The organism is Brevundimonas sp. TWP3-1-2b1, from assembly GCF_049896165.1.
In the GTDB taxonomy this organism is placed as follows: domain Bacteria; phylum Pseudomonadota; class Alphaproteobacteria; order Caulobacterales; family Caulobacteraceae; genus Brevundimonas; species Brevundimonas subvibrioides_B.
Genome location: NZ_JAFCTT010000009.1, coordinates 88,194 through 112,239 on the forward strand (window position 1 = coordinate 88,194; position 24,046 = coordinate 112,239).

General features: G+C 67.5%; 21 protein-coding genes. 13 read left to right on the forward strand and 8 right to left on the reverse strand.

Annotated features, from left to right (window positions below; all coding sequences use genetic code 11):
- The first annotated feature begins 16 nt into the window (after positions 1-16).
- On the forward strand, positions 17-2,449 hold the full coding sequence (gene hrpB / locus ACP7AB_RS10520; RefSeq protein WP_425990860.1) for an ATP-dependent helicase HrpB: 2,433 nt from the start codon (positions 17-19) through the stop codon (positions 2,447-2,449).
- A gap of 60 nt (positions 2,450-2,509) precedes the next feature.
- Complete coding sequence (locus ACP7AB_RS10525; protein ID WP_425990859.1) at positions 2,510-3,796, forward strand: MFS transporter; 1,287 nt, start codon at positions 2,510-2,512, stop codon at positions 3,794-3,796.
- Here the strand turns inward: ACP7AB_RS10525 and ACP7AB_RS10530 are convergent.
- From ACP7AB_RS10530 to ACP7AB_RS10540, 3 genes are all read right to left on the reverse strand, one after another.
- Complete coding sequence (locus ACP7AB_RS10530) at positions 3,793-4,587, reverse strand: TrmH family RNA methyltransferase (RefSeq protein WP_425990857.1); 795 nt, start codon at positions 4,585-4,587, stop codon at positions 3,793-3,795. The two genes, ACP7AB_RS10525 and ACP7AB_RS10530, sit on opposite strands and share 4 nt — an antisense overlap.
- Positions 4,584-5,483, reverse strand: a complete 900-nt coding sequence (locus ACP7AB_RS10535) for a class I SAM-dependent methyltransferase (RefSeq protein ID WP_425991007.1) — start codon at positions 5,481-5,483, stop codon at positions 4,584-4,586. Before ACP7AB_RS10535 ends, ACP7AB_RS10530 begins: the two co-directional genes overlap by 4 nt.
- Before the next feature lie 103 nt (positions 5,484-5,586).
- A complete protein-coding gene (locus ACP7AB_RS10540) occupies positions 5,587-6,981 on the reverse strand; it encodes a glycosyltransferase family 2 protein (RefSeq protein ID WP_425990855.1) in 1,395 nt (464 codons plus the stop codon).
- Between the two features lie 142 nt (positions 6,982-7,123).
- Here ACP7AB_RS10540 and ACP7AB_RS10545 point away from each other — a divergent pair, with 142 nt between their 5' ends.
- Positions 7,124-7,768, forward strand: coding sequence for a TetR/AcrR family transcriptional regulator (locus ACP7AB_RS10545; protein WP_425990853.1), 645 nt, complete (start codon positions 7,124-7,126; stop codon positions 7,766-7,768).
- An 88-nt stretch (positions 7,769-7,856) separates the two neighbouring features.
- On the opposite strand, the gene ACP7AB_RS10550 is transcribed toward ACP7AB_RS10545, so the two are convergent.
- Positions 7,857-9,908, reverse strand: a complete 2,052-nt coding sequence (locus tag ACP7AB_RS10550) for a transglycosylase SLT domain-containing protein (protein ID WP_425990851.1) — start codon at positions 9,906-9,908, stop codon at positions 7,857-7,859.
- Positions 9,909-10,022: 114 nt separating this feature from the next.
- On the opposite strand from ACP7AB_RS10550, the gene dapA reads away from it, so the two are divergent.
- Complete coding sequence (gene dapA / locus ACP7AB_RS10555) at positions 10,023-10,904, forward strand: 4-hydroxy-tetrahydrodipicolinate synthase (protein WP_425990849.1); 882 nt, start codon at positions 10,023-10,025, stop codon at positions 10,902-10,904.
- The gene (smpB, locus tag ACP7AB_RS10560) at positions 10,904-11,407 is read left to right on the forward strand and encodes an SsrA-binding protein SmpB (RefSeq protein WP_303695808.1); all 504 of its coding nucleotides are present in this window, start codon (positions 10,904-10,906) and stop codon (positions 11,405-11,407) included. Before dapA ends, smpB begins: the two co-directional genes overlap by 1 nt.
- On the opposite strand, the gene ACP7AB_RS10565 is transcribed toward smpB, so the two are convergent.
- From ACP7AB_RS10565 to ACP7AB_RS10575, 3 genes are all read right to left on the reverse strand, one after another.
- Complete coding sequence (locus ACP7AB_RS10565; RefSeq protein WP_425990847.1) at positions 11,404-11,625, reverse strand: hypothetical protein; 222 nt, start codon at positions 11,623-11,625, stop codon at positions 11,404-11,406. The genes smpB and ACP7AB_RS10565 overlap by 4 nt on opposite strands.
- Positions 11,626-11,732: 107 nt before the next feature.
- A complete protein-coding gene (locus ACP7AB_RS10570; RefSeq protein ID WP_425990846.1) occupies positions 11,733-12,374 on the reverse strand; it encodes a uracil-DNA glycosylase in 642 nt (213 codons plus the stop codon).
- 148 nt (positions 12,375-12,522) lie between these two features.
- Positions 12,523-13,101, reverse strand: a complete 579-nt coding sequence (locus tag ACP7AB_RS10575) for an NYN domain-containing protein (protein ID WP_425990844.1) — start codon at positions 13,099-13,101, stop codon at positions 12,523-12,525.
- Here ACP7AB_RS10575 and folK point away from each other — a divergent pair.
- The 3 genes from folK (at position 13,100) to ACP7AB_RS10590 (ending at position 16,489) form a co-directional block, all read left to right on the forward strand.
- Positions 13,100-13,669, forward strand: a complete 570-nt coding sequence (gene folK / locus ACP7AB_RS10580) for a 2-amino-4-hydroxy-6-hydroxymethyldihydropteridine diphosphokinase (protein WP_425990842.1) — start codon at positions 13,100-13,102, stop codon at positions 13,667-13,669. The genes ACP7AB_RS10575 and folK overlap by 2 nt on opposite strands.
- 178 nt (positions 13,670-13,847) lie before the next feature.
- The gene (gene rpoZ, locus ACP7AB_RS10585) at positions 13,848-14,207 is read left to right on the forward strand and encodes a DNA-directed RNA polymerase subunit omega (RefSeq protein ID WP_303695799.1); all 360 of its coding nucleotides are present in this window, start codon (positions 13,848-13,850) and stop codon (positions 14,205-14,207) included.
- Between the two features lie 95 nt (positions 14,208-14,302).
- Complete coding sequence (locus ACP7AB_RS10590) at positions 14,303-16,489, forward strand: RelA/SpoT family protein (protein WP_425990839.1); 2,187 nt, start codon at positions 14,303-14,305, stop codon at positions 16,487-16,489.
- A gap of 67 nt (positions 16,490-16,556) precedes the next feature.
- On the opposite strand, the gene ACP7AB_RS10595 is transcribed toward ACP7AB_RS10590, so the two are convergent.
- Entirely contained in the window at positions 16,557-16,673 is a 117-nt protein-coding gene (locus ACP7AB_RS10595; RefSeq protein WP_303695797.1) for a hypothetical protein, read from the reverse strand.
- A 245-nt stretch (positions 16,674-16,918) separates the two neighbouring features.
- Here ACP7AB_RS10595 and dnaE point away from each other — a divergent pair, with 245 nt between their 5' ends.
- The 5 genes from dnaE to frr all read left to right on the forward strand — a co-directional run bounded on the left by dnaE (position 16,919) and on the right by frr (position 24,031).
- Positions 16,919-20,407 carry a DNA polymerase III subunit alpha gene (dnaE, locus tag ACP7AB_RS10600; RefSeq protein ID WP_425990837.1) on the forward strand — a complete coding sequence of 1,163 codons (3,489 nt, stop codon included), beginning with the start codon at positions 16,919-16,921 and terminating at the stop codon, positions 20,405-20,407.
- Positions 20,408-20,657: 250 nt separating this feature from the next.
- Positions 20,658-21,554 carry a 30S ribosomal protein S2 gene (gene rpsB / locus ACP7AB_RS10605; RefSeq protein WP_425990835.1) on the forward strand — a complete coding sequence of 299 codons (897 nt, stop codon included), beginning with the start codon at positions 20,658-20,660 and terminating at the stop codon, positions 21,552-21,554.
- 101 nt (positions 21,555-21,655) lie between these two features.
- Entirely contained in the window at positions 21,656-22,600 is a 945-nt protein-coding gene (gene tsf, locus ACP7AB_RS10610) for a translation elongation factor Ts (RefSeq protein WP_425990833.1), read from the forward strand.
- 99 nt (positions 22,601-22,699) lie between these two features.
- Positions 22,700-23,446, forward strand: a complete 747-nt coding sequence (gene pyrH / locus ACP7AB_RS10615) for a UMP kinase (RefSeq protein WP_425990831.1) — start codon at positions 22,700-22,702, stop codon at positions 23,444-23,446.
- 27 nt (positions 23,447-23,473) lie between these two features.
- Positions 23,474-24,031 (forward strand): ribosome recycling factor, encoded by a 558-nt coding sequence (gene frr, locus ACP7AB_RS10620; protein WP_425990829.1) that lies wholly within the window; start codon positions 23,474-23,476, stop codon positions 24,029-24,031.
- Positions 24,032-24,046: the final 15 nt, after the last annotated feature.

Here is a 24,046-nt window from a genome sequence, read left to right on the forward strand (position 1 = left end):
GGCTAGTGCACCCCGGATGATCCTGCCCATCCACGCCGTGCTCGATGACCTGAAGGCCGCGGTCGCCGCGAATCCGGCGGTCGTCCTTGCCGCCCCTCCGGGCGCCGGCAAGACCACGGTCGTGCCGCTGGCGCTGCTGGATGCCGACTGGCTGGGCGGGCGCAAGATCCTGCTGCTGGAGCCGCGTCGGCTGGCGGCGCGGGCGGCGGCGGAACGGATGGCCCAGACCCTGGGCGAGAAGGCCGGCGACACTGTCGGCTATCGTACCCGGCTGCAGAGCCGGATCGGGCCGAAGACCCGGATCGAGGTGATCACGGAGGGTGTCTTCACCCGCATGATTCTGGAGGATCCGGGTCTGGAAGGCGCCGGCGCCGTCCTGTTCGACGAGTTCCACGAGCGCAGCCTCGACGCCGACCTGGGACTGGCGCTGGCACGGGACAGCCAGTCGGTGCTGCGCGACGACCTGAAGCTGGTGGTCATGTCGGCGACGCTGGATATCGCGGGGGTGTCGAAGCTGCTGAACGGGGCGCCGGTGATCGAGGCGCAGGGACGGGCGTTTCCGGTGGAAACGGTCTACCTGGGTCGCAATCCGGTCGAGCGGATCGAGGACGCCGTGGCGCGGGCCTGTCTGACGGCGCTGGGCGACCAGCCCGGGTCGATCCTCGCCTTTCTGCCCGGGCAGGGGGAGATCCATCGGACGGCGCAGAGGATCAGCGAACGGCTGCGCGATTCGAACGTCGATGTGGTCGCCCTGTACGGCGCCCTGGACAAGGAAACCCAGGATCGGGCCATCGAGCCGTCGCCGACCGGGCGGAGGAAGATCGTGCTGGCGACCTCGGTGGCGGAGACCAGTCTGACGATTCAGGGGGTTCGGGTGGTGGTCGATTGCGGCCTGTCGCGCGTGCCCCGATTCGAACCCTCCAGCGGGCTGACGCGGCTGGCGACGGTGCGGGTCAGCCGGTCGTCGGCGGAGCAGCGCCGGGGTCGGGCGGGGCGGACGGAACCGGGGGTCTGTTACCGACTGTGGGACGAGGAAGCGACGCGCGGCCTGGTCCCGCATCAGCGACCGGAGATTCTGGAGGCCGACCTGACCGGGCTGGCTCTGGATCTGGCGCGTTGGGGTGCGCGGACGACCGAGGGGCTGGCGCTGCTCGATGCGCCGCCGGCGGGGGCGCTGGCGGAGGCACGGGCGGTGTTGACGCGGTTGAAGGCGCTGGACGAGCAGGGCGGGTTGACGGAGCACGGGCGGCGGCTGACCCGGATGCCGCTGACGCCGAGGCTGGCGCATCTGGTGGCGGCGGCGGCCGACGCCGGCGCGGCGATGCTGGGCGCGCGCATCGCCGCGGTCCTGAGCGAGCCGGGGCTGGGCGGAAACGACATCGACCTGAGAGACCGGCTGCGCGGGTTCGAACGCGACCGGTCGGCGCGGGCGCAGGATGCGAGGAAGCTGGTCGAGCGATGGGCGAAGGCGGCGGGCGGCGGTTCCGGCGGCGGGGGAGACGTCGAGGTCGGCGAACTGCTGGCGGAGGCCTTCCCCGAACGGGTCGCCAGGGCGAGGGGCAGGCCGGGCGAGGTGCTGCTGGCGTCGGGGCGCGGAGCGTTTCTCGATCCGACGGACGGGCTGGCGCGGGAGGCGTGGCTGGCGGTGGCCGACCTCGGCGGCGGGGATGCGAAGGATCGCATCCGGCTGGCGGCGCCGCTGGACCCGGCCGCGCTGGAGCCACGGCTGACGACCGAGGACCGGCTGGTGCGCGAGCCTTCCGGGCGGATGGTCGTGCGGCGCATCCGCCGGGTGGGCGCGATCGTGTTCGACGAGAAGATCACCGGGGCGCCGGATCGGGCAGCGATCACGAAGGCGCTTCATGACGAGGTCGGGACGGACGGGTTGAGAAGCCTGAAGTGGGGCGAGCGATCCAGCGCGGTTCGGGCGCGGCTGGCCTTTCTGCATGGGCTGGACACGGACTGGGCGGACATGTCGGACGCGGCCCTGATGGAGCGGCGCGCGGACTGGCTGTGGCCGTTGCTGGAAACCGTTCAGGACCTGTCGCAGATCCGGGATGAGGCCCTGGCGCAGGGGCTCGAATCCATGATTCCGTGGGACCGACGGCGGCTGATGGACGAGCTGGCGCCCGCACGGCTGACGACGCCGCTCGGGTCGGCGGGCATCGACTATGGGGCCGAGGGCGGGCCGCGCGTGGATATCCGGGTGCAGGAGCTGTTCGGGGTGACGACCCATCCGGCCGTGGGCGGGGGGCGCGTCCCGCTGACGCTGGCGCTGCTGTCGCCGGCGCGGCGGCCGATCCAGCTGACCAGGGATCTGCCCGGCTTCTGGCGTGGTTCATGGAAGGACGTGCGCTCCGAGATGCGTGGTCGCTATCCGAGGCATCCCTGGCCCGAGAATCCGGCCGAGGCGCCGCCGACCAACAGGGTGAAGCCGCGCGGGACCTGAACGGCTTGACCGGCGGAGGGTGTCCGACGCAACGATGGTCGACGACCTAGGGGAATACCGTTGACCGAACCTGCACTGCTGATCGCGCCCAGCCCGGCCTCGACGCGCCGCGTCCTGTTCGCCAGCCTGATCGGCACGACGATCGAGTTCTTCGACTTCTACATCTACGCCACGGCGGCGGTACTGGTGTTTCCGGCCCTGTTCTTCCCGGGCGGCGATCCGGTGACGGCCCAGCTGCAGTCGTTCGCGACCTTCGCCCTGGCCTTCTTCGCCCGGCCCGTCGGCGCCGTGGTGTTCGGGCATTTCGGCGACCGGATCGGGCGCAAGGCGACCCTCGTCGCGGCTCTGATGACCATGGGACTGTCGACCATCGCCATCGGCCTGTTGCCCACCTATGCGCAGGTGGGCGTGATCGCGCCCTTGCTGCTGGCCGTTTGCCGGTTCGGTCAGGGTCTGGGGCTGGGCGGCGAGTGGGGCGGGGCGGTGCTGCTGGCGACCGAGAACGCGCCGCCGGGACGCAAGGCCTGGTTCGGCATGTTCCCCCAACTGGGCGCGCCGATCGGCTTCATCCTGTCGACCGGGGCCTTCATCCTGCTGACCTCGCTGATGAGCGAGCAAACATTTCTGTCCTGGGGCTGGCGCACGCCGTTCCTGGCCAGCGCGATCCTGGTCATCGTCGGTCTGTGGGTTCGGTTGCGGATCACCGAAACGCCTGAGTTCAGCCGGGTCATCGAGCGTGCCGAACGGGTGAAGACGCCGGTCCTGACCCTGCTGGCCCGATACAAGGGCGCGTTGATCCTCGGCACCCTGGGCGCGACGACGACCTTCCTGCTGTTCTATCTGATGACGGTCTTCGCCCTGAGCTGGGCGACGACGGCCATGGGGTTCACGCGCGCCGACATCCTGCCGATCCAGCTGGTCGGGGTGATCTTCTTCGCGGCCTTCATCCCGATCTCGGCGCTGGCGGCGGACCGGTTCGGACAGATCAAGGTGCTGATCACGGCCTCGGTCGGGATTGGCCTGTTCGGCTTCCTGATCGCCCCACTGTTCAATGGCGGGCTGACCGGGCTGCTGATCTTCTTCTCATTGGGGTTCGCGCTGATGGGGGCCACTTACGGACCGCTCAGTTCCGCCATGGCGCGGCCGTTCCGGGCGGCGGTGCGCTACACCGGAGCCTCGATGGCGTTCAATCTGGCGGGGATCGCGGGAGCGTCATTGGCGCCTTATGCGGCGACCTCGCTGGCCAAGTCGTTCGGGGTGCCGGCTGTGGGACTCTATCTGGCGGCGACGGCGACGATCACCATCCTGGCGCTCATCGGCATGTCCCGGCTGAAGGTCGAGGACTAGTCGGTCACCGCATAGACCATGACGCCCGTGGCGATGGCGAGGTTCAGGCTGTCCGCCCTGCCGCGCATCGGAATCTTGACGTTGACATCGCAGGCGCCGGCGAGGGAGTCGGTCAGGCCGGCCTGTTCGTTGCCCATGAGGATCAGGCTGGGCCTGGCGTAGGCGGCGTCGCGATAGCCCTGTGTGGCGTCCAGGCGCGTGCCGACGACGCTGCCGGGCCAGGCCTCGCGCCAGGCGAGGAAGTCCTGGGGCGTGCACCGCGCGATGGCGACAGCAAAGACCGAGCCCATGGTGGCGCGGACGGCCTCGACCGAGAAGGGATCGACGCAGTCGCCGATCAGGATGACTCCGCCACACCCCGCCGCGTCGGCGGTTCGGATGATGGTTCCTAGGTTGCCGGGATCGCGCACCTGTTCCAGGGCGACCCAGCACGGGGCGGTCTCGGGCCTCAGCGCCGACAGGGGCGTGTAGGCCTGTTCGAACACGCCCAGCACCGTCTGGGGGTTCTCGCGCCGGCTGATCTTTTCGAGGATCGGATGGGTGACGACGACAATCTCGCCGCCGGCCTTCAGGGTCTCGGCGCGGGCGCGCTCCAGCAGAGGGTGGGGCCGCGCCTCCATGCCGACGAGCAGGGTCCGGGGCGCGCGTCCCTGGTCCAGCGCCTCGCCGATGAACTTCAGGCCCTCGGCCAGGAACAGGCCGGTGGCCTCGCGTTCCTTGCGCATGTGGAGGGCGCGGACGGCCTTGACCGTGTCGTTGGTCAGGGAGGTGATCAGGCGGTCTTCGCTCACGACGCCGACCATCGGGCGAAGAAGCTGAGGCCGATGGCGCGGGCGTCGGGACCCTCTTCGGACAGGGCCAGTTCGCCCCAGTCGATCAGGCCGCCGCGATCCGCCGTGGCCTCCTTCATCTGGTGGGCCAGAGACAGGCCGGAGATGCGCGCGGCATAGGCGTTCAGCAGGAGGAAATCGGCGTCGTCGGCCAGAAGGGCGGCGCAGTCGGCGAGCAGGCCCGGCATGTCCTCGAACAGTCGCCACACCTCGCCGGTGGGGCCGCGTCCGTATTTCGGAGGGTCGAGGACGATGCCCTGGTATCTTGCTCCACGGCGAACCTCGCGCGCGACGTATTTGCGAGCGTCATCGACGATCCAGCGGATCGGCCTGTCGGACAGGCCGGACAGTTCGGCGTTCTCCCGCGCCCAGGCGACGGACTTTTTGGAAGCGTCGACATGGGTCACCTCGGCGCCGGCTGCAGCGGCTGCCAGGGAAGCGACGCCAGTGTAGCCGAAGAGGTTGAGAACCTTCGGGCGCTGCAGGTTGCGGATCCGCGCCTCCAGCCATTCCCAGTTGGCCGCTTGCTCGGGGAAGAACGCGAGGTGTCGGAAGGGGGTGAAACGGCCCACGAAGCGGACGTCGCGCCAGCTCAGCGGAAAGGCGTCGATCGTGCCCTGTTCGTCGAAGCGCCAGCGGCCGGCGTCCTCCTCCTCCTGCTGAGGATCGAAGACGGCGTTGGCGCGCGCGAAGGCGGCGGGGTTGCGCGGCTTCCAGAAGCACTGAGGCTCGGGGCGGACCACGGTGTAGCGGCCGTAGCGTTCCAGCTTCCTGCCGTCGCCGCTGTCCAGCAGGGCGTAGTCCGACCATCCGCGCGTGACGAGGGTTTCGGGCAGAGAGGACAGGACGGGCGGCATCGGCATGGCCATAGAGCCTGATCCGGAAGAGCGTAAGCGGTTTTCCGGTCGGATCAGGCTCTCAACTTCAAATTGGACCTTGATCAAGATCAAGGTCCGGCCGTCAGGCGGCCTCGCGTCCAGCTTCGACCTCGGCCTGGGCGGCGATCGCCAGGGCCGGATCGCGCCGATGGCGGGTCTTGTCCCAGGCGAAGGGTTGGGCCGCCAGACGCCAGACCGCGTGGCCGAACGCCAGCGTCAGCAGCGACCAGTAGGCCGGAGCCACCATCATGTCGGCCACGGTATAGGGCACGCCCGCCCGTCGTGCGCCGACCTTTCCGTTCAGCCAGGCGGCGACCAGGCCGAGGACGAGAACCGCGAGGGCGAACCGGGGAGTCTCCGGCGGCAGGCCCGCAACCGTCGAGATGGCGATCGTGGCGATGAGCCAGGCCAGGGACGGGGCGTGAGCCACGGCGGCCAGGAGCGACAGCCCAAGGGTCATCGTCAGGGAGAGGCAACCGCGCCAGCCCAGCCCGGCCGGCGACCGGGTGTGGACACCCCAGGTCTGCATGAAGCCTTTGAGCCAGCGCGTCCTCTGGGGCAGCCAGTCGATCATTTCGCAGGGCGGTGTCTCATAGGTGGGACGCCGGAGGGTGCCGAGGCGGTAGCCACTGCGCCACAGGCGGAAGCCCAGATCGGCGTCCTCGGTCACATTGTGGGCGTCCCATCCGCCGACCGCGCGCAGAGCCCGGACGCTGAAGTGATTGCTTGTGCCGCCGAGTGGAAACGGAAATCCGAGCCGCGCCATGGCGGGCAGGGTGACCTCGAACAGGGCGGCGTATTCGACCGCGAACTGGCGACCAATGAAGGAACGCTCGGAGCCGGGGGGCAGACGTATGCGCAGCGGCGCCTGAAGTATGGCCAGGCGCCCGGTTGGATCGGCGGCGAAACGGGCGACGGCTTCGCGCAACTGCTGCGGATCCGGGTCATCCTCGGCATCGTAAACGGTGAGGAGGGCGCCGGAAGCGACCGCGAGGCCCGCGTTGAGCGCCGCCGGTTTGGTTCTCGGGCCGCCGGGCGGGACGACGAGCACCTTCAACCAGGCTGGAAGTCTGCATCTGGCGGCGGCGTCGAGGGTCGGATGATCGTGGGCCTCCAGAAGCAGGAAACCTTCGAGCCGGTTGCGGGGGTAGTCGATTGCGTCAAGGCGTTCGACGAGCTGGGGCAGGATTTCCGCCTCGTCCAGCAGGGCGGCGAGGACGGTGTAGCGCGGGAGTTCGGGCGCCGACTCCGGATCGGGGGCGAGGCGAAGGCTCACCAGGATCAGCAGGACACGCCAGGCGGCCGCAACGAGGAAAATGATCTGCGCCAGCAGGATAAGAACCATCGCGGTGACGGCGCCGTTCGCGGCGAGGCCCCATCCCAGACCACCGACTGCCATCGCGACGACGATCGACTGGCCGAGGCCGAACGACCGCATATCCGCCCGATAGGCATACCCGCTCGTCAGGATACTCATGCCGCCCCCGATACCCGCGACGGTTAACTACCTATCCCAAGGTTGTGTCTGCCGCAAGCCGTTGGCGCGCCTGCGGCAATGGCGCTATGCAAGGTCGAGGCGGGCCCTGTTGGCGCGCCGGTTCTCCTTCAAGGAGTTCAGCGTGTCGGCTGAAACCGTAATACCCTCAACCGCTTCGTCCCGCTCGACCCGCAAGCCGAAGGGCGAGGGTCACGCGCGCCGCGCCGAGATTCTCGCCGCGGCGGAACGCATCTTCGTCGACGTCGGATACGAGGGCGCGACCATCCGCCGGATCGCCGACGAGGTCGGCCTGTCGTCGACGGCGCTCTACATGCACTTCTCCGAGAAGAGCGAGATCCTGCACGAGATCTGCCGCCTCGCCTTCGCCCGGCTGCAGGCGGCGAACGCGACGGTCATCGCCGAGGGCGGTCCGCCGGAGGTCGTCCTGCGCAAGCTGATGGAGGCCTATGTCGATTTCGGATTCGAGAACCCCAACGCCTATCGCCTGACCTATCTGACCCGCCCGATCGAGGCGCGGGACGGGGCCCAGAGCGCGGCCCAGATGCTGGGCGGCGAACTGTTCCGGGCGTTTGAGGCCATCGTGGAAGAGGCGGGGGCGGCCGGTCGACTGCGGGGCGATGCGCGCGCCTCGGCCCAGGCGCTGTGGGCGGGGTCGCACGGGGTCATTTCGCTGATGATCACCAAACCCTATTTCGAGTGGGTCGATCGGAGCCTGCTGACCCGGACCATGCTCGACGCCCTGTTCGCCGGGCTGCTCAGGGCCTGATCCTGCTCCAGGTATCAGCGAGAGCCCGAATCACGCTTTCGCCAGGAGCGCGAAGCGCTTCCGTCTCAAACGATCAGGCTCCAGGCGATCAAGGCTGGTAGGGTTGGGGTCCACCGGAGCCGCGCGCGATGTCCGCCGAGGTGGTGAGCGGGGCCGAGCCCCCGTTCAGACGGGCCTTGTAGACCGCCATGTTCTCCATCACTCGCATCATGTAATTACGCGTCTCGGTGAAGGGCGCACACTCGATGAAGTCGACCGGATCGACCCCGCCGCCCGCCACGCCGCCACGCGGATCGCCGCAACGGGCCACCCATTGCGGAGCCCGTGCGGGCCCGGCGTTGTAGCCCACGGTGGTCAGCAGCATCGAGCCCCGGAACTGGCTCATCAGCTCGCCCAGATGATAGCTGCCGAGGGTCATGTTGTAGTCGGCGTCCCAGAGTCGTTCGGCCGACCAGGACATGCCCAGACGGCGGGCGACGCCGGAGGCGGTGGACGGCAGGAACTGCATCATGCCGCGCGCGTCGGCGCCCGATCGGGCGCGCGGGTCGAAGCTGGATTCCTGACGCGTGATGGCCATGGTGAAGGACAGGGGGGCGGCGCCGGCAACCTCGGGCGGGATGCGGATCGGGTACTGGCGCTCCGGCAGCAGGAAGCCGCGCTGGCTGGCGGCGCGACCGACCATCATGGCCCCGAAGCCGTCGCCGTAGCCGCGCGTCATGTCCATCAGCAGGGCCAGGTCGTTGATGCCAGGCAGGGTGTCGTCGAGGTGGTAGGCGAAGACGCGGTACAGACTGGTCTCGCCGGTCTCGCCCAGGATGCGGGCGGCGCGGACGACATCATTGGCCTCGAACGACGCGACGTCGTTCCGAGTCGGGACGGGCTCGGGGGGCAGGGTCAGGGTGGTCATCCCCGCCTTCTCCGCCGCCAGCTGGCCGTAGAAGGTCTGAATGTGACGGGCACCGGCCTGATAGAAGGCTTGGGCGCGGGCCTGGTCGCCTTGGGCTTCCGCTGCGCGACCCAGCCAGTAGAGGGCGCGGCCCTGGGTGATCGGGGTCGAGGACGACTGGCGCAGGGTCTCGAAATGACCGGCGGCGCGGGCGGGATCGCCGAGCTTGGTCAGGGCGACCCAGCCGGCGAAGAACTCGGCGTCGACCTTGCGCTCGCCTGACGGGAAGCCGTGACCGGCCATGGCGTCATAGGCCGCGCGCCACTCGCGGCGCTCCAGGGCGTCGAGGAAATAGTTGCGGCGCTCGTTCCACAGGGCGGTCTGGCCGTCGGCGTGCAGGGGCGCGGCAGGCAGGGCGGACAGAAGAGCGAAGCCTTCGGTTTGGCGATTGGCGGCTCGCAGGATACGGACCCGCTCCAGGACGACCGCAGGGTCGACGGCCTGTGACGGCGACAGGCCGGCGACGACGCTGTCGGCAGCATAGGCGCTGCGCAGGGTCATGGCGGCATTGGCGGTGGCGCGGCGCTCCGGCGAGACCAGATCGAGCATGGCGCGGGTCGCTGGGCCATGCGGGCCGGTCAGCAACATGTTCAGTCGGGCGTCATGATCGCGCTGGGTGAGTGTGTTGCCCCAGCGGGTCAGGATGCGGCTCTGGATCGCCTCGTCGAAGGACTGGGTCTGCCACCATTCCTGGATCAGCAGGCGGGCCTCGCCGGAACGGCCGCGCTGGTCCAGCGCATCGGCCAGGGCGATGGCGCCCTGCACCGTCGTCGGACGCGACGCGCTGAAGAAGGCGAGGGCGGCGTCGGCGCCCATGCCGGCGCGTTCCAGCGCCTGTTCGCCGGCAGCGATCCGGGCCTCGGCGCGGGGCCAGGCGCGCATTGACTGAACGTCGTTGGACAGCTCGGTCCAGGACAGTTGCGCGGCAGCGGTATCGACGAGCGCCCACTCGACCAGCTTGCGGGCGGTCGGGTCGCCAATGCCGGAGATGGCGTTCTGCGTGCCGATGACGTCGCGGGCGCGGGCGGCGGCCAGACCCTGGCGGAACAGGGCGGTGTCGGCGTCGCCGAGGATGCGCGCCTGATAGTCGCCGCTCTGTCCGGTGACGTAGGGCGTCGGCTGACGGTTCAGGTCGGCGGTCTGCGGAATCGGCGCGAGAACGGCCAGTACGGCCGCGAGGCTGGTCGCGAGCATGATGTGTCCGATCCTCATTCATCCCGGTTGCGGGTTCGAGCCCGGCAACCTACCCTCTTGCGTCTCGTATCAGGCGCCCGTCGCCCATCCCCCACGCAAGGTATTCTTGTTTCAATGACCGCCCCCTTGTTCAAGGGCGTGATCACCGCCCTGATCACACCACTTCGTGACGGAAACGTGGACGAAGCCGCCTTCGAGGCCCTGCTGGAACGCCAGATCGCCGCCGGGGTTCACGGCGTCGTCCCCATGGGCACGACCGGGGAGAGCGCCTCCCTGACCTCTGACGAGCATCGTCAGGTGGTCGAGTTGTGCGTGCGGCTGGCTGCGGGTCGGGTTCGGGTCATCGCGGGCTGCGGCTCGACCGCGACCGACAGGGCCATGGGCTACACCCGGCATGCCAAGACCGTCGGCGCCGACGCCGCCCTGATCGTGACGCCCTATTACAACAAGCCCTCGCAGGCGGGCTTGCAGGCCCATTTCGAAGCCATCGCGAACGCGGTCGAACTGCCGCTGGTGCTCTACAACGTGCCCAGCCGGACGGGTGTGGACATGGCCGATACGACCGTGGCGGCGCTTGCGGCGCATCCGAACATCGTCGGCATCAAGGACGCGACCGGCGACATGGGGCGGGTGAGCTGGATGCGGGTCAACATCGGCGGATCCTTCGCCCTGATCACCGGCGATGATGCGAGCTTCCCCGGCTATCTGGCCCACGGCGGGGGCGGAATCATCTCCGTGGTGTCGAACGTCGCGCCCGAAGGGATGGTGGCCTTGTGGAACGCCATCCAGGCCGGCGACCGAGCCCTTGCCCTGTCCTGGCAGGACCGGCTGAGCGGGCTGGCGAGAGCGCTGTTCCTGGACAGTTCACCGTCACCGACGAAATACGCCCTGGCCCGGCTGGGGCTTTGCACCGAGGAAATGCGGTTGCCGCTCGTGCCGATGCGCGAGGACGTCAAGCCGGCCGTCGATGCGGCCATGACAGCGGCGGGTCTTTGATGGCCACCACCAAGGAAAAGGCGGCGGCGACCGTCAAGGCCCCGATCACCAAGGCCAAGCTGATCGCCGAGAACCGCCGGGCGCGGTTCGACTATTTCCTCGAGGACAATCTCGAAGCCGGGATCATGCTGCTGGGGACGGAGATCAAGGCCCTGCGCATGGGTCGGGCCAATATCGCCGAGAGTTATGCGGCGGTGGAAGGGCGCGAGATCGTGCTAATCAACGCCGACATCCCGCCCTATGCCCAGGCCAACCGGTTCAACCACGAACCGCGTCGGCCGCGGAAGCTGCTGCTGCACAGAAAGCAGATCGATCGTCTGATCGGGGCGGTTCAGAAGGACGGTCAGACGATCATTCCGCTGAGGCTCTATCTGAACGACGACGGCAAGGCGAAGCTTGAGATCGCCCTGGCCAAGGGCAAGAAACTGCACGACAAGCGCGAGGCCTCGGCCGACCGCGACTGGCAGAGGGACAAGGCCCGGCTCATGCGGGACAAGGGCTAGAAGCCCGCAGAGCGGCTCAGGGGGCTGGCCTCGATTACATTCGGGATCGAGGCGACGGCGGCCGGAGTGGCGTCGTAGAGGCCCAGAGACGGGCGCATCATCGCTTCGAGAGCCTGACCCGACAGCGTCAGAAGGATCGCAGCCAGGATCGCGAGCCCCGCGGCCTTCCGCTCGCCTGCTGTGAACAGCTGAGGTTTCTTGTTGGTCTGTTTGCGCATCTGAACCTTCCTCACCACCCTGCAACGGAAGCTGCGCCGCAGTGTTCCGCCCGGTTCCGGCGTCAGGAAGACTCGCCGATTCGGTGTGTCCGGCGAACAACAGTCGCCTAAACGGGGCCGGTCTCGATGGCGGCGCGGGCGCGGGCGAAGATGGCCTCGAACATCTCTGGCGTCAGTCGGCCCGTGTTCGTGTTGAGCCGGGAGCAGTGATAGCTGTTGATCAGGGTGTAGCCGCCGACCCTGGCCTCGACGCCGTGACCCGCGGCCATGGCGGAGGCGGGGACGCCGAGCGCCTTCAGCACGCTCTTTCGCGACACGTCGCCGAGGGTGACGATGACCTTGAGCCGGGGCAGGGCGGCCAGCCGGTCGATCAGGAAAGGACGACAGGTCTTCTCCTCGATCGGCAGGGGCTTGTTCAGCGGCGGAGCGCAGCGGACGGCGTTGGTGATCATGCAGTCGACGAGCTGAAGCCCGTCGTCGGGGCGCGCGTCGTACATGCCCGTCGCAAAACCCACCTTCGTCAGGGTTTCGTACAGAATCCAGCCCGCGCCGTCACCGGTGAAGGGCCGCCCCGTCCGGTTCGCGCCGGTGCGACCGGGGGCGAGACCGGCGACCAGCAGCCGGGCGTCCGGGTCGCCGAACGACGGGGCGGGGCCGTTGAACCAGTCCGGGTTCTGGCGCCGGTTCTCCTCGCGATAGGCGACGAGGCGGGGGCAGAGCGGACAATCACGGGGCGGTTCAGGGGTCATTTGAATAATCCGCTCATCCCCGCGAAGGCGGGGACCCCGTTCTGTGGGCGATGGCTGTCGCCAGTCGAACACTGACGCTCATCCAGCGCACCGTGCCTCACGAAAGCACTGGGTCCCCGCCTTCGCGGGGATGAGCGGAACAAGGAGATCATCGATCGTCCGCCGGGAAGGTGCGCACCGTCGGCGTGGGCGCCGGCGTGCGGGGACGGCCATACTCCTGGAGCAGGTCGGCCAGTTCGACGAAGTCATCAGCCTGACGCCTCAGTTCGTCGGCGATCATCGGCGGCTGGCTCTTCAGGGTCGAGACGACGGTGACGCGGACGCCCTTCGACTGCACCGCCTGGACCAGCCGGCGGAAGTCGCCGTCGCCGGAGAAGAGGATGGCGTGGTCGATGCGCGGGGCCAGCTCCAGCATGTCCACGGCGATCTCGATGTCCATATTGCCCTTGGTGCGCGTATGGCCCTGGGCGTCGGTGAATCGCTTCACCGGCTTGGTCACCATCGAGAAGCCGTTGTAGCCCAGCCAGTCGATCAGGGGCCGGATCGGAGAGAACTCTTCGCCCTCGGTCACCGCCGTGTAATAATAGGCGCGAACCAGGACGGCTTTCTCCCGGAACGCATCGACCATCTTCTTGAAGTCGATGTCCGCGTTCAGGGCCTTGGTCGCCGAATACAGATTGGCCCCGTCGATAAACAGCGCCAGACGGTCGGTCGGATAAAGTCTCATGGAATTCGCGTCCCCGGAATCGGTCACAGCCCCCCAGGCGGTCAGCGTCAATATCGACGTCGACCTGGATCTGGACGCCGCCGTCATCGTCGCGCTGGGCTGCAATGACAAGGGGGTCTGGCCCTCGTGCCGCGAGGCGCTGGACGCGGCGCTGCACCGGTTTCGCTTCGATGGGATCGATGTGATCGCCAGTTCGAGCTGGTGGACGTCGCTGGCCTGGCCCGACGCGAGCGACCCGCCCTTCTTGAACGGCGTCGTCATCGTGCGCACGGACCATGATCCCCACGCCCTGATGGCGGCCCTGGGCCGGATCGAGGAGGCGTTCGGACGACGGCGCACAGCCGCCAATGCGCCGCGCACCCTGGACCTGGACCTGATCGCCTATGGTCGGGAGCAGGGGGATTGCAACGGACTGATCCTGCCGCATCCGAGAGCGGCCGATCGGCTGTTCGTCATGGGGCCGCTGGCGGAGATCGCTCCGGGGTGGCGGCATCCGGAGACCACCGCTGTCGCCTCTGCGATGGCGGCCGCCGCGACGGTCGGACGCGACGCCTGTCCCTTGCGCTGACCCAACCAGCATGAGGTCATCGGTCATCGGTCATCGGTCATCGCCTATCCGATGAGCCGGCGAGTCCTCTGAGCAAGCCGCCGCCGCAAAACTGCCGCCCTGGGAGTGCAGATGTGGCGTTGCACAAAGGCATGCCTATCTGTATGCAACGCTGTTCTCCCCCCGCCCGAGGTAATTCATGGCTCGCGTCACTGTCGAAGACTGCATCGAGAAGGTGCCGAACCGGTTCGGCCTGGTCCTGCTGGCCGGTAACCGCGCCCGCGCGATCGCCAACGGCGCCGCCCTGACGCTCGATCGCGACAACGACAAGAACCCGGTCGTCGCCCTGCGCGAAATCGCCGACGACACAGTCGTTCCGGCCGAACTGCTTGAGACCGTTATCGTCGCCCTGCAACGCGTCGATGAGCGCACGGAAGCCGAGGACGAGGCGGAAATCGTCGGTCTGCTGGCCGAGCCGCAACACATGAACATGGCCGAGGCCGAGCTGATCCGCGCGCTGCAGAGCGACCGGGACGGCGGCCAGGAGGAACGCTACTGACGGCGGAACCCGCCAACGGTATCACCATCCTCCCGGCGCGGTCCGGTACGACCCCGCCGCCAAAGATCATTGCCAATGACACCGCTTCGCCGTCTGTGGAAACGCAGGCGGCGAAACGCATTCCGGTCCTGCGCCAGTTCGAACTGATCGAGGCGGTCAAGGCCTATGACCCCACCGCCGACGAGGCCCTGCTGAACCGGGCCTATGTCTATGCGATGAAGATGCACGGCTCGCAGCTGCGGGCCTCGGGCGACCCCTATTTCGCCCATCCGATCCAGGTCGCGGGCATCCTGACCGACTACAAGCTCGACACCGCCACCATCGTCACCGCCCTGCTGCATGACGTGGTCGAGGACACCTCGGCGACGCGCGACGACATCGCGGCCATGTTCGGGGAGGAGGTGGCGGGGCTGGTCGAGGGGGTGACCAAGCTGAGCCGGCTGGAACTCCAGGCCGAGCATACGCGCCAGGCCGAGAACCTGCGCAAATTCATCCTGGCCATCTCCAAGGATGTCCGTGTCCTGCTGGTGAAGCTGGCGGACCGTCTACACAACATGCGGACGCTCAAATACGTCAAGCCGGAGAAACGTGAGCGGATTTCCAGAGAGACGCTGGAAGTCTATGCGCCGCTGGGCCGCTCGATCGGCATCCACTCGATCGCGTCCGAGCTGGAAGAGCTGGCGTTCGAGCATCTGAACCCCACGGCCCGGACCGCCATCGAGCGGCGGCTGGAAGCGCTGAAGCTCGAACACGGCCACGCCACCGAAGGCGTCGCCGCCGAGATCCAGCAGGTGCTCAGCGAGGCGGGCATCGCGGCGCGCGTCTATGGTCGCCAGAAGACGCCCTATTCGATCTGGCGGAAACTGCAGCGCAAGTCGGTGGGCTTTTCGTCCCTGTCGGACATCTACGGCTTCCGGGTTCTGGTCGAGTTCGAGGACGACTGTTATCGTGCGCTCGGCGTTATCCACCGCGCCTGGCCAATGGTGCCGGAGCGGTTCAAGGATTTCATCTCCACCCCCAAGTCGAACAACTACCGCTCCCTGCACACGACCGTCGTCGGGCCGGGCGGCCTGCGGATCGAGATGCAGATCCGCACCGAGGCCATGGACCGGGTGGCCGAGGACGGGGTGGCGGCGCACTGGGCCTACAAGAACCAGTCCTATGGCTTCGACCAGGAGGCGATGGAGAAGGATGGCGGGCGCGACCCGCTGCAGAACCTGCGGCACCTTGTGCAGGTCATCGAGCACGGGGAGGGGGGCGAGGACTGGGTCGAGCACGCCAAGCTTGAGATGTACCTGGACCAGGTCTTCGTCTTCACGCCCAAGGGCGCCCTGATCACCTTGCCGCGCGGCGGGATGGCGCTGGACTTCGCCTATGCGGTCCACACCGAGGTCGGGGACACGGCCGTCGGCGTCAAGATCAACGGCGAGCTGAAGCCCATGCGCACGGCCCTCCAGAACGGCGACGTGGTCGAAATCATCCGCGGCAAGAAGCGCGAGGCGCCGGCCGACTGGCGCAGCCTGACCGTCACTGGCCGGGCGCGGTCTGCGATCCGTCGCCATATCCGTTCGTCGGAGCGGGACGAATTCTACAAGCTGGGCAAGACGACGCTGGAGCAGGCATTGACGCGCGCAGGCAAGTCGCTGGCCGATGTGTCGCTGAAGGCCGTGGTCGAGACCCTGGCGACGGGGACGCAGGAAGACCTGTTCGACGCCATCGGCCGGGGACGGATCCAGGCCAATCGGGTCGTCGAGATCCTGTTCCCGTCGCTGAAGGGGACGCTGACGACGGGCGCGGATCGCAAGAAGATCGGCGACGCCCACGCACGGCTGTTCGTGCGCGGCGGAGGCCTGACGCCGGGCATCAGCATCCATTTCGGCGCCTGTTGCACCCCGGTGCCGGGCGACCGGATCGTCGGCATCCTCGAGCCCGAAAAGGGGCTGACCGTCCACGTCATCGACTGCCAGAAGCTGGCCGAGTTCGCCGACGACGACAGCGTCTGGCAGGACCTGCAGTGGACGCCGCAGGCCGAACAGGGGGTGGTCGGCACCGCCCGGCTGCGCGCTACGATCCAGAACGCGCCGGGCGTGCTCGGTCAGGTCGCCACAGTGATCGGCGAGGCCGGCGGCAACATCCTGAACCTGAAGATGGCCCACCGGCAGTCGGATTTCTTCGACGTCGATCTGGACGTCGAGGTCGCCGACGCCAAACACGCCACCAGTATTATCGCAGCTCTGAGGGCCAACCCCAGCGTGGATACGGTCGAACGCTCGCGGGGCTAGGCCTGGCGTTCGTCATCCTCCGGCAAGCCACGCCTTCGCGGCGCAGACCGGGGGATGACGAAAGAGCCTATTTCTTGCCGGGCGGCTGGGTGAAGGGCGAGGTTCCGACCGACACCGCCGGTTTGGGCTTCTCGGCCTTGGGTTTGCGGACTTCCTTGTTCGACTTCACTTGACCCTTGGCCATGACCGATACTCCTGACGCGCGCCGCCGGGAGGGCGGATGCCTGTCCTCCTCCAACGCGCGATTTTCCACAATAGCCGCCGCCCAAGCTTCACGCCCTGTTGACGAGAACAAACTGCCAACATAGAACAATACCAGAACGATACATCTGGGGATAAGGCGATGACAAGAGTGGTTCGGGAAGCGCTGTCGCTTGCATCGTGCGGCGGCTTTGTCTGGATGGTCTGGCAGGTCGCCCTTTTGGCGAGATGAGTCGCCTCCGGCCTGCGCTCGAGGTTCAGGCCATCACCGATACGCCCCCAGAGACCGGTTTCGTCCATCTGAGGGTGCGCTCGGCCTACTCACTGCTGGAAGGCGCGATCAAGGCGGGCAAGGTCGGCAGGCTGGCGGCGGACATCGGCATGCCGGCGGTGGCTGTGGCGGACCGGGTCAATCTGTTCGGGGCGCTGGAGTTCTCCGAGGCTTCGAAGAGCGTTGGTGTTCAACCATTGATCGCGTGTGCGCTCCCGGTCACCGGCATCGGCGGAAAGCGCGGCGAGCGCTGGGCCAAGGTCCCGACCGTGGTCCTGATCTGCCAGAGCGAGATCGGCTGGCGAAACCTCTGCGCCCTGTCGTCCTCGGCCTATCTCGATGCGGGCGACGAGGAGCCGCACGTGCCCTGGGCCAGGGTGGTCGCCCATTCGGAAGGGCTGATCCTGCTGTCCGGCGGCCCCGACGGTCCCGTCGACCCGCTGTTCGTGCAGAACAAGCCGGGCGAGGCCGCCACGACCCTGGCCGCGATGGCCGGGGTGTTCGGCGACCGCTTCTATGTCGAGCTTCAGCGGCACGGCCTGCCGGACGAGGCCGCTGCCGAACGCGGTCTGGTCGAATGGGCCTATGCGAACGACGTCCCGCTGACGGCCACCAACGACGTCCACTACGCCAAACAGAACCAGGCGAAGTCGCACGACGCCCTGCTGTGTATCGCCGACGGCGCCTTCACCGGCCAGGAAGACCGGCGCCGGATCACCGACCAGCATTTCTTCAAGACGGCGGCGGAGATGCGGACCCTGTTCGCCGACCTGCCCGAGGCCTGCGACACCACGATCGAGATCGCGCGCCGCTGCGCCTTCCTGGTCAAGACCCATCCGCCGATCCTGCCGCGCTTCGACGCCGGCGACGGCCGCACCGAGCCTGACGAACTGATGCACCAGGCCCGCGAGGGTCTGAAGGCGCGGCTGAAGCTGGTCACGCCCTCCGCGCCCGAGGCCGACTACTGGGCCCGGCTGGAGTGGGAGGTCGGGATCATCACCCAGATGGGCTTCCCCGGCTATTTCCTGATCGTGGCGGACTTCATCAAATGGGCCAAGTCGCACGGGATTCCGGTCGGGCCGGGGCGGGGATCCGGGGCCGGGTCGCTGGTCGCCTGGGCCCTGACCATCACCGATCTGGATCCCTTGCGGTTCGGTCTGCTGTTCGAGCGGTTCCTGAACCCCGAACGGGTCTCCATGCCCGACTTCGACATCGACTTCTGCCAGGAGCGGCGGGAAGAGGTGATCACCTATGTCCAGGAACGCTACGGCAAGGACCGGGTCGCCCAGATCATCACCTTCGGCACGCTGCAGGCTCGGGCCGTGCTGCGCGATGTCGGCCGTGTGCTGCAGATGCCGCTGGGTCAGGTGGACCGGCTCTGCAAGATGGTGCCGAACAACCCGGCCAATCCGACCACCCTGGCGCAGGCCATCGAGATCGAGCCGCGCCTGAAGGAGGTCCGCGACGCCGAGCCGGCGGTGGCCAACCTGCTGGCCACGGCGCTGGAACTCGAGGGGCTTTACCGCAACGCCTCGACCCATGCCGCCGGCATCGTCATCGGCGACCGGCCGCTGGTCGAGCTGACGCCGCTGTATCAGGACCCGCGCTCGGACATTCCGGCCACCCAGTTCAACATGAAATGGGTCGAGCCGGCCGGTCTGGTGAAGTTCGACTTCCTCGGCCTGAAAACCCTGACCGTGCTGGACCGGGCGCACGGCTATCTGAGCCGCAGGGGCGCCGCGCAGGACTTCAACCTGCTGCCTCTGGATGACGGCAAGACCTATGAGCTGATGGCGTCGGGCCAGACGGTCGGGGTGTTCCAGCTGGAATCCCAGGGCATGCGCGACACCCTGCGCAAGATGCGGTGCGGCTCCATCGAGGAGATCACGGCCCTGATCTCCCTCTACCGGCCCGGGCCGATGGAGATGATCGACACCTATATCGACCGCAAGTTCGGGCGACAGGAAGTCGATTACCTGCATCCGTCTCTGCAGGAGACGCTGTCGGAGACCTACGGCGTCATCATCTACCAGGAACAGGTGATGAAGATCGCCCAGATCCTGGCCGGCTATTCTCTGGGCGAGGCCGACCTTCTTCGGCGCGCCATGGGCAAGAAAAAGAAGGAGGAGATGGACATCCAGAAGGCGCGCTTCATCGCGGGCGCCTCCGAGAAGTCCGTGCCGGAACAGCAGTCTGACACCATCTTCGAACTGGTGGCCAAGTTCGCCGGCTACGGCTTCAACAAGTCGCACGCCGCCGCCTATGCGCTGATCAGCTACCAGACGGGCTGGCTGAAGGCGAACCACCCGGTCGAGTTCTTCGCCGCCTCGATGTCGCTCGACCTGTCGAACACCGACAAGCTGGCGGTCTTTTATCAGGACGCGCGCAAGTTCGAGGTGCCGGTGCGGGCGCCCGACGTGAACGCCTCCTCGGCCGACTTCGACGTCAGCTGGGATGAGGGCAAGGGCGCGGTCCTCTATGCGCTCGGTGCCATCCGCAACGTGGGCCTCGAGGCGATGAAACATGTCGTCGAGGTGCGCGAGACCGGCGGGCGGTTCGCCGACATCTTCGACTTCCTGGAGCGGGTCGATCCTCGCGCTGTCAACAAACGGGCGCTCGAAGGCCTGGCCAAGGCCGGCGCGTTCGACTCGATCCACCCGAACCGGCGCCAGCTGTTCGAACAGGCCGACACCCTGATGGCCTATTGCCAGAGCGTGGCGGCGGACAGGACCTCGTCGCAGGTGTCGCTGTTCGGCGCCGACCAGGCCGGGGCGTCGCGTCCCCGGCTGAAGAGCCTGGAGCCCTGGGTCGGGCCCGAACGGCTGGATCAGGAACTGTCGGCGGTCGGCTTCTACCTGTCCGGCCACCCGCTGGAGGACATGGAGGGCGCGCTGCGACGCAAGCGCGTGACCTTCGTCGCCGAGGCGGTGCAGCGCGCCGAGCAGGGCCACGACGCCTTCCTGATGGCCGGGGTCGTGCGCCGCCGTCAGGAACGGGCCAGCCAGAAATCCGGCGAGAAGTTCGCCTTCGTCACCTTCTCGGACCCGACCGGCGAGTTCGAATGTCTGTTCCCGCCGGAACAGTTGAGGAAATGCCGCGAACTGCTGGAGGTGGGCGCTGCCCTGATGGTGCGGGTCCGGGCCAAGTCGTCGGACGGCGAGGTGCGATTCTTCGGCGACGACTGTTCCAGGCTGGAGACGCTGGTGGACGACGCCTCGGTGGGACTGCGGGTCCACGTCTCGGCGCGCTCCACCGATCCGGCGGCGATCCAGGTCCGACTGGCGCGGGCCCTGGCGCAAGGGAAGGGCGGCGAGGTCACCCTGATCGCCTCGCTGGACGGCCGACGCGAGGTGGAGGTGCGGTTGCCGGGGCGGTATCGTCTGGACGGGGCGCTGCGCGGAGCGCTGAAGTCGGCGCCGGGGGTGCTGATGCTGGAGGATGCCTGAGGTCGGGCCGGATATCTTTCCAGTGAATTCCTCACTCCTGCGGGCGGGGATGATCGGTCCGCCGTTGTGCGCTCGAACCCCTTCCCGCCGGGAGAGGGTTGCTTTCTCGGTCGTCCAGGACTAGAAGCCCGCCCACTTCACACGCAGGCGTGGCGCGTTTCGGGGAGACATCCTGAAGCGCTCCGTTCCGAGGGACCATCCGGTCCTTTCACCGTCTGCGGCGGAATAATCGGAAAAAGGACTTCCAAAGATGGCTCTGCCTGACTTCTCCATGCGCACCCTGCTCGAAGCAGGCGCCCACTTCGGCCACCAGACGCACCGGTGGAACCCGAAGATGGAACGCTACATCTTCGGCTCGCGCTCCAACATCCACATCATCGACCTGTCGCAGACGATGCCGCTGTTCCACCAGGCTCTGGTGGCCGTGCGCGAAGTCGCCGCCAAGGGCGGTCGCGTCCTGTTCGTCGGCACCAAGCGCCAGGCCGCAGAGCCCGTCGCCGAGGCCGCCAAGCGTTGCGCCCAGTATTACATGAACAACCGCTGGCTCGGCGGCACCCTGACCAACTGGCGCACCGTGTCGGGCTCGATCGCCCGCCTGCGCGAGCTGGAAGGCCTGCTGGAGCGCGGCGGCGAAGGCCGGGTCAAGAAGGAACTGCTGACCCTCGAGCGCGAAAAGGAAAAGCTGGAGCTTTCCCTGGGCGGCATCAAGGACATGGGTTCCATCCCCGACATCATGTTCGTGATCGACACGAACAAGGAAGCGATCGCGATCCTGGAAGCCCGCAAGCTGAACATCCCGATCATCGCGATCCTCGACACCAACTCGGACCCCGACGGCATCACCTATCCGATCCCGGGCAACGATGACGCCGCGCGCGCCATCCAGACCTATTGCGACCTGATCGCCGACGCCGTCCTGGACGGTCTCGCCGCCGGCGCCGCGAACTCCGGCGTCGACCTGGGCGCGATGGAAAACCCCGTCGAGCCGATGCTGGCCGAGGCCTCGGCCCCGGTCGAAGCCGATGTCGCCCCCGAGGGCGCCGAGGCTGTGGCCGAGGAAATGCTGGCCGCGTCGGGCGAAGAGACGCCTGCCGAAGAGCCTGCTGCCGCGGAACCGGCAGCCGAAGCCGAGAAGACCGAAGCCTGATCGGATCGGTCCGGCGATCCGGACCGTCCGCAAAACTGACATGCGGCCGGGGTAATCCCCCGGCCGCTCATGCATTCGATACAGACCTCAGGAGACCAGAAATGGCCGAGATCACCGCCGCCCTCGTCATGGAACTGCGCGCCAAATCCGGCGTCGGCATGATGGACTGCAAGAAGGCGCTCCAGGAAACCGACGGCGACATCAGCGCCGCGATCGACTGGCTGCGCGCCAAGGGCCTGTCCAAGGCCGCCAAGAAGGCCGACCGCGTCGCCGCCGAGGGTCTGGTGGCCGTCGCCAGCCGCGAAGACGGCAAGGGCGAAATCGGCGCCGCCATCGAGTTCAACTCGGAAACCGACTTCGTCGCCCGCAACGAGTTGTTCCAGAACGCCGCCAAGGCCTTCGCCCAGAAGGGCCTGGAGCACCACTCCGTCGAGGCCCTGCACGGCGCCGAGCTGGAAAACGGCAACACCATCCAGGCCGAGGTCACCAACATGATCGCGACCATCGGCGAGAACATGCAGCTGCGTCGGGCGGCTCGCCTGTCGGTCGATGAAGGCGTCGTCGCCTCCTACGTCCACAACGCCGTGGCTCCGGGCCTCGGCCGCATCGGCGTGCTGGTCGCCCTGCACGGCGGCGGCGACAAGGTCGCCCTGCGCGAACTGGGCCGCAAGATCGCCATGCACGTGGCCGCGACCGCGCCGCTGTCGCTGAACACGGACGATCTGGACCCGGCCGCCGTCGAGAAGGAACGCTCGGTCCTGACCGAAAAGGCCAAGGAAGAAGGCAAGCCGGAAGCCATGATCGCCAAGATCGTGGAAGGCCAGATCAACAAGTTCCAGAAGGACGTGGTGCTGACCAAGCAGCCGTTCGTGATGAACCCGGACGTGACCATCGAACAGCTGGTCGCCGACACGGGCAAGGAACTGGGCGCTCCTGGCCTGCACCTAGCCGGCTTCGTCCGTCTGGCTCTGGGCGAGGGCGTGGAGAAGATCGAAGGCCCGGACTTCGCTTCGGAAGTGGCCTCGATGATGGCTCCGAAAGCCTAACCATACATACTGCGTGACTATCGGGGCGCGTTCGGCTTTGAAGCCGGACGCGCCCTTCGTCTATAAAGGCCCGCCCGATTCCCGTGAAACGAGACCCCCATGCCCGCTGACAGCGCCCCCCCGCGATACAAGAAGGTGCTGCTGAAGGTTTCGGGCGAGGTCCTGATGGGTGAGCAGGGCTATGGCATCGACATGCACACGGTCGATACCGTGGCCGCGGCCATCGCCCGGGTGGTCAAGGGCGGGACCCAGGTCTGCCTGGTGATCGGCGGCGGCAACATCTTCCGTGGGCTGTCGACGGCGGCCGCGGACATGGAACGCGCCAGCGCTGACTACATGGGCATGCTGGCCACCGTCATGAACGCCCTGGCCATGCAGAACGCCCTGGAGAAGATCGGCGTCGATACCCGGGTGCAGAGCGCCATCCCGATGGCCGCGATCGCCGAGCCCTACATCCGTCGTCGCGCCGTGCGCCACATGGAAAAGGGACGCGTGGTGATCTTCGCCGCCGGCACCGGCAACCCCTATTTCACGACCGATACGGCCGCCGCCCTGCGCGCCGCCGAAATGGGCTGCGACGCGCTGCTGAAGGGAACTTCCGTGGACGGCGTGTATTCCGCTGACCCGAAGAAGGACAAGACCGCGACCCGCTACGACCACCTGACCTATCAGGACGTGCTGTCGCAGAATCTGAAGGTCATGGACGCCGCCGCCATCGCCCTGATGCGCGAGTCTAAGATTCCGATTGTGGTGTTCTCGATCCGCGAGGAAGATTCACTGCGCAAGGTGCTGAAAGGCAAGGGAACGTTCACGGTGATCAGTGACGCTCCACCCAAAGCCGCCTGAGACAAGACCAAGAATGAGGAGACCCCGATGGCCAAGCCTGATCTGAAGACCTATCGCGACCGTATGGACAAGGCTGTGTCCTCGCTGAAGGAAGAATTCCAGGGCCTGCGCACCGGCCGCGCCAATGCTGGCCTGCTCGATCCCGTCCAGGTGCAGGCCTACGGCTCCTCGTCGCCGCTGAACGCAGTGGCGGCGATCAGCGTGCCCGAGCCGCGCATGATCTCGGTCAGCGTCTGGGACAAGACGATGGTCGGACCGGTCGAGAAAGCCATCCGCGCCGCCGGTCTGGGCCTGAACCCCATCGTCGATGGCCAGACCCTGCGCATCCCCGTGCCGCCCCTGACCGAAGAGCGGCGCAAGGACCTGGCCAAGCTGGCCGGCAAATACGCCGAAACGCAGAAGATCTCCGTGCGCAACGTGCGCCGCGACGCCAACGACGACCTCAAGAAGGCCGAGAAGGCGGGCGACATCAGCCAGGACGAGCAGAAGAAGATGGAAACCGAGGTCCAGAAGGACACGGACGCGGCCATCAAGCGCATCGACGAGACCTTGAAGACCAAGGAAGTTGAGATCATGCAGGTTTGAGGCCTCCCTCAAGTC

Bases quoted from the DNA above. Each gene is read 5' to 3' on its own strand.
- tsf (WP_425990833.1), top strand. From the start codon at position 21,656: ATGGCCGAGATCACCGCCGCCCTCGTCATGGAACTGCGCGCCAAATCC.
- folK (WP_425990842.1), top strand. From the start codon at position 13,100: ATGGAATTCGCGTCCCCGGAATCGGTCACAGCCCCCCAGGCGGTCAGC.
- ACP7AB_RS10595 (WP_303695797.1), bottom strand. From the start codon at position 16,673: ATGGCCAAGGGTCAAGTGAAGTCGAACAAGGAAGTCCGCAAACCCAAG.
- smpB (WP_303695808.1), top strand. From the start codon at position 10,904: ATGGCCACCACCAAGGAAAAGGCGGCGGCGACCGTCAAGGCCCCGATC.
- rpoZ (WP_303695799.1), top strand. From the start codon at position 13,848: ATGGCTCGCGTCACTGTCGAAGACTGCATCGAGAAGGTGCCGAACCGG.
- rpsB (WP_425990835.1), top strand. From the start codon at position 20,658: ATGGCTCTGCCTGACTTCTCCATGCGCACCCTGCTCGAAGCAGGCGCC.
- ACP7AB_RS10550 (WP_425990851.1), bottom strand. From the start codon at position 9,908: ATGCTCGCGACCAGCCTCGCGGCCGTACTGGCCGTTCTCGCGCCGATT.
- dapA (WP_425990849.1), top strand. From the start codon at position 10,023: ATGACCGCCCCCTTGTTCAAGGGCGTGATCACCGCCCTGATCACACCA.
- hrpB (WP_425990860.1), top strand. From the start codon at position 17: ATGATCCTGCCCATCCACGCCGTGCTCGATGACCTGAAGGCCGCGGTC.
- ACP7AB_RS10575 (WP_425990844.1), bottom strand. From the start codon at position 13,101: ATGAGACTTTATCCGACCGACCGTCTGGCGCTGTTTATCGACGGGGCC.
- frr (WP_425990829.1), top strand. From the start codon at position 23,474: ATGGCCAAGCCTGATCTGAAGACCTATCGCGACCGTATGGACAAGGCT.
- pyrH (WP_425990831.1), top strand. From the start codon at position 22,700: ATGCCCGCTGACAGCGCCCCCCCGCGATACAAGAAGGTGCTGCTGAAG.
- dnaE (WP_425990837.1), top strand. From the start codon at position 16,919: ATGAGTCGCCTCCGGCCTGCGCTCGAGGTTCAGGCCATCACCGATACG.
- ACP7AB_RS10535 (WP_425991007.1), bottom strand. From the start codon at position 5,483: ATGCCGCCCGTCCTGTCCTCTCTGCCCGAAACCCTCGTCACGCGCGGA.
- ACP7AB_RS10540 (WP_425990855.1), bottom strand. From the start codon at position 6,981: ATGAGTATCCTGACGAGCGGGTATGCCTATCGGGCGGATATGCGGTCG.
- ACP7AB_RS10565 (WP_425990847.1), bottom strand. From the start codon at position 11,625: ATGCGCAAACAGACCAACAAGAAACCTCAGCTGTTCACAGCAGGCGAG.
- ACP7AB_RS10570 (WP_425990846.1), bottom strand. From the start codon at position 12,374: ATGACCCCTGAACCGCCCCGTGATTGTCCGCTCTGCCCCCGCCTCGTC.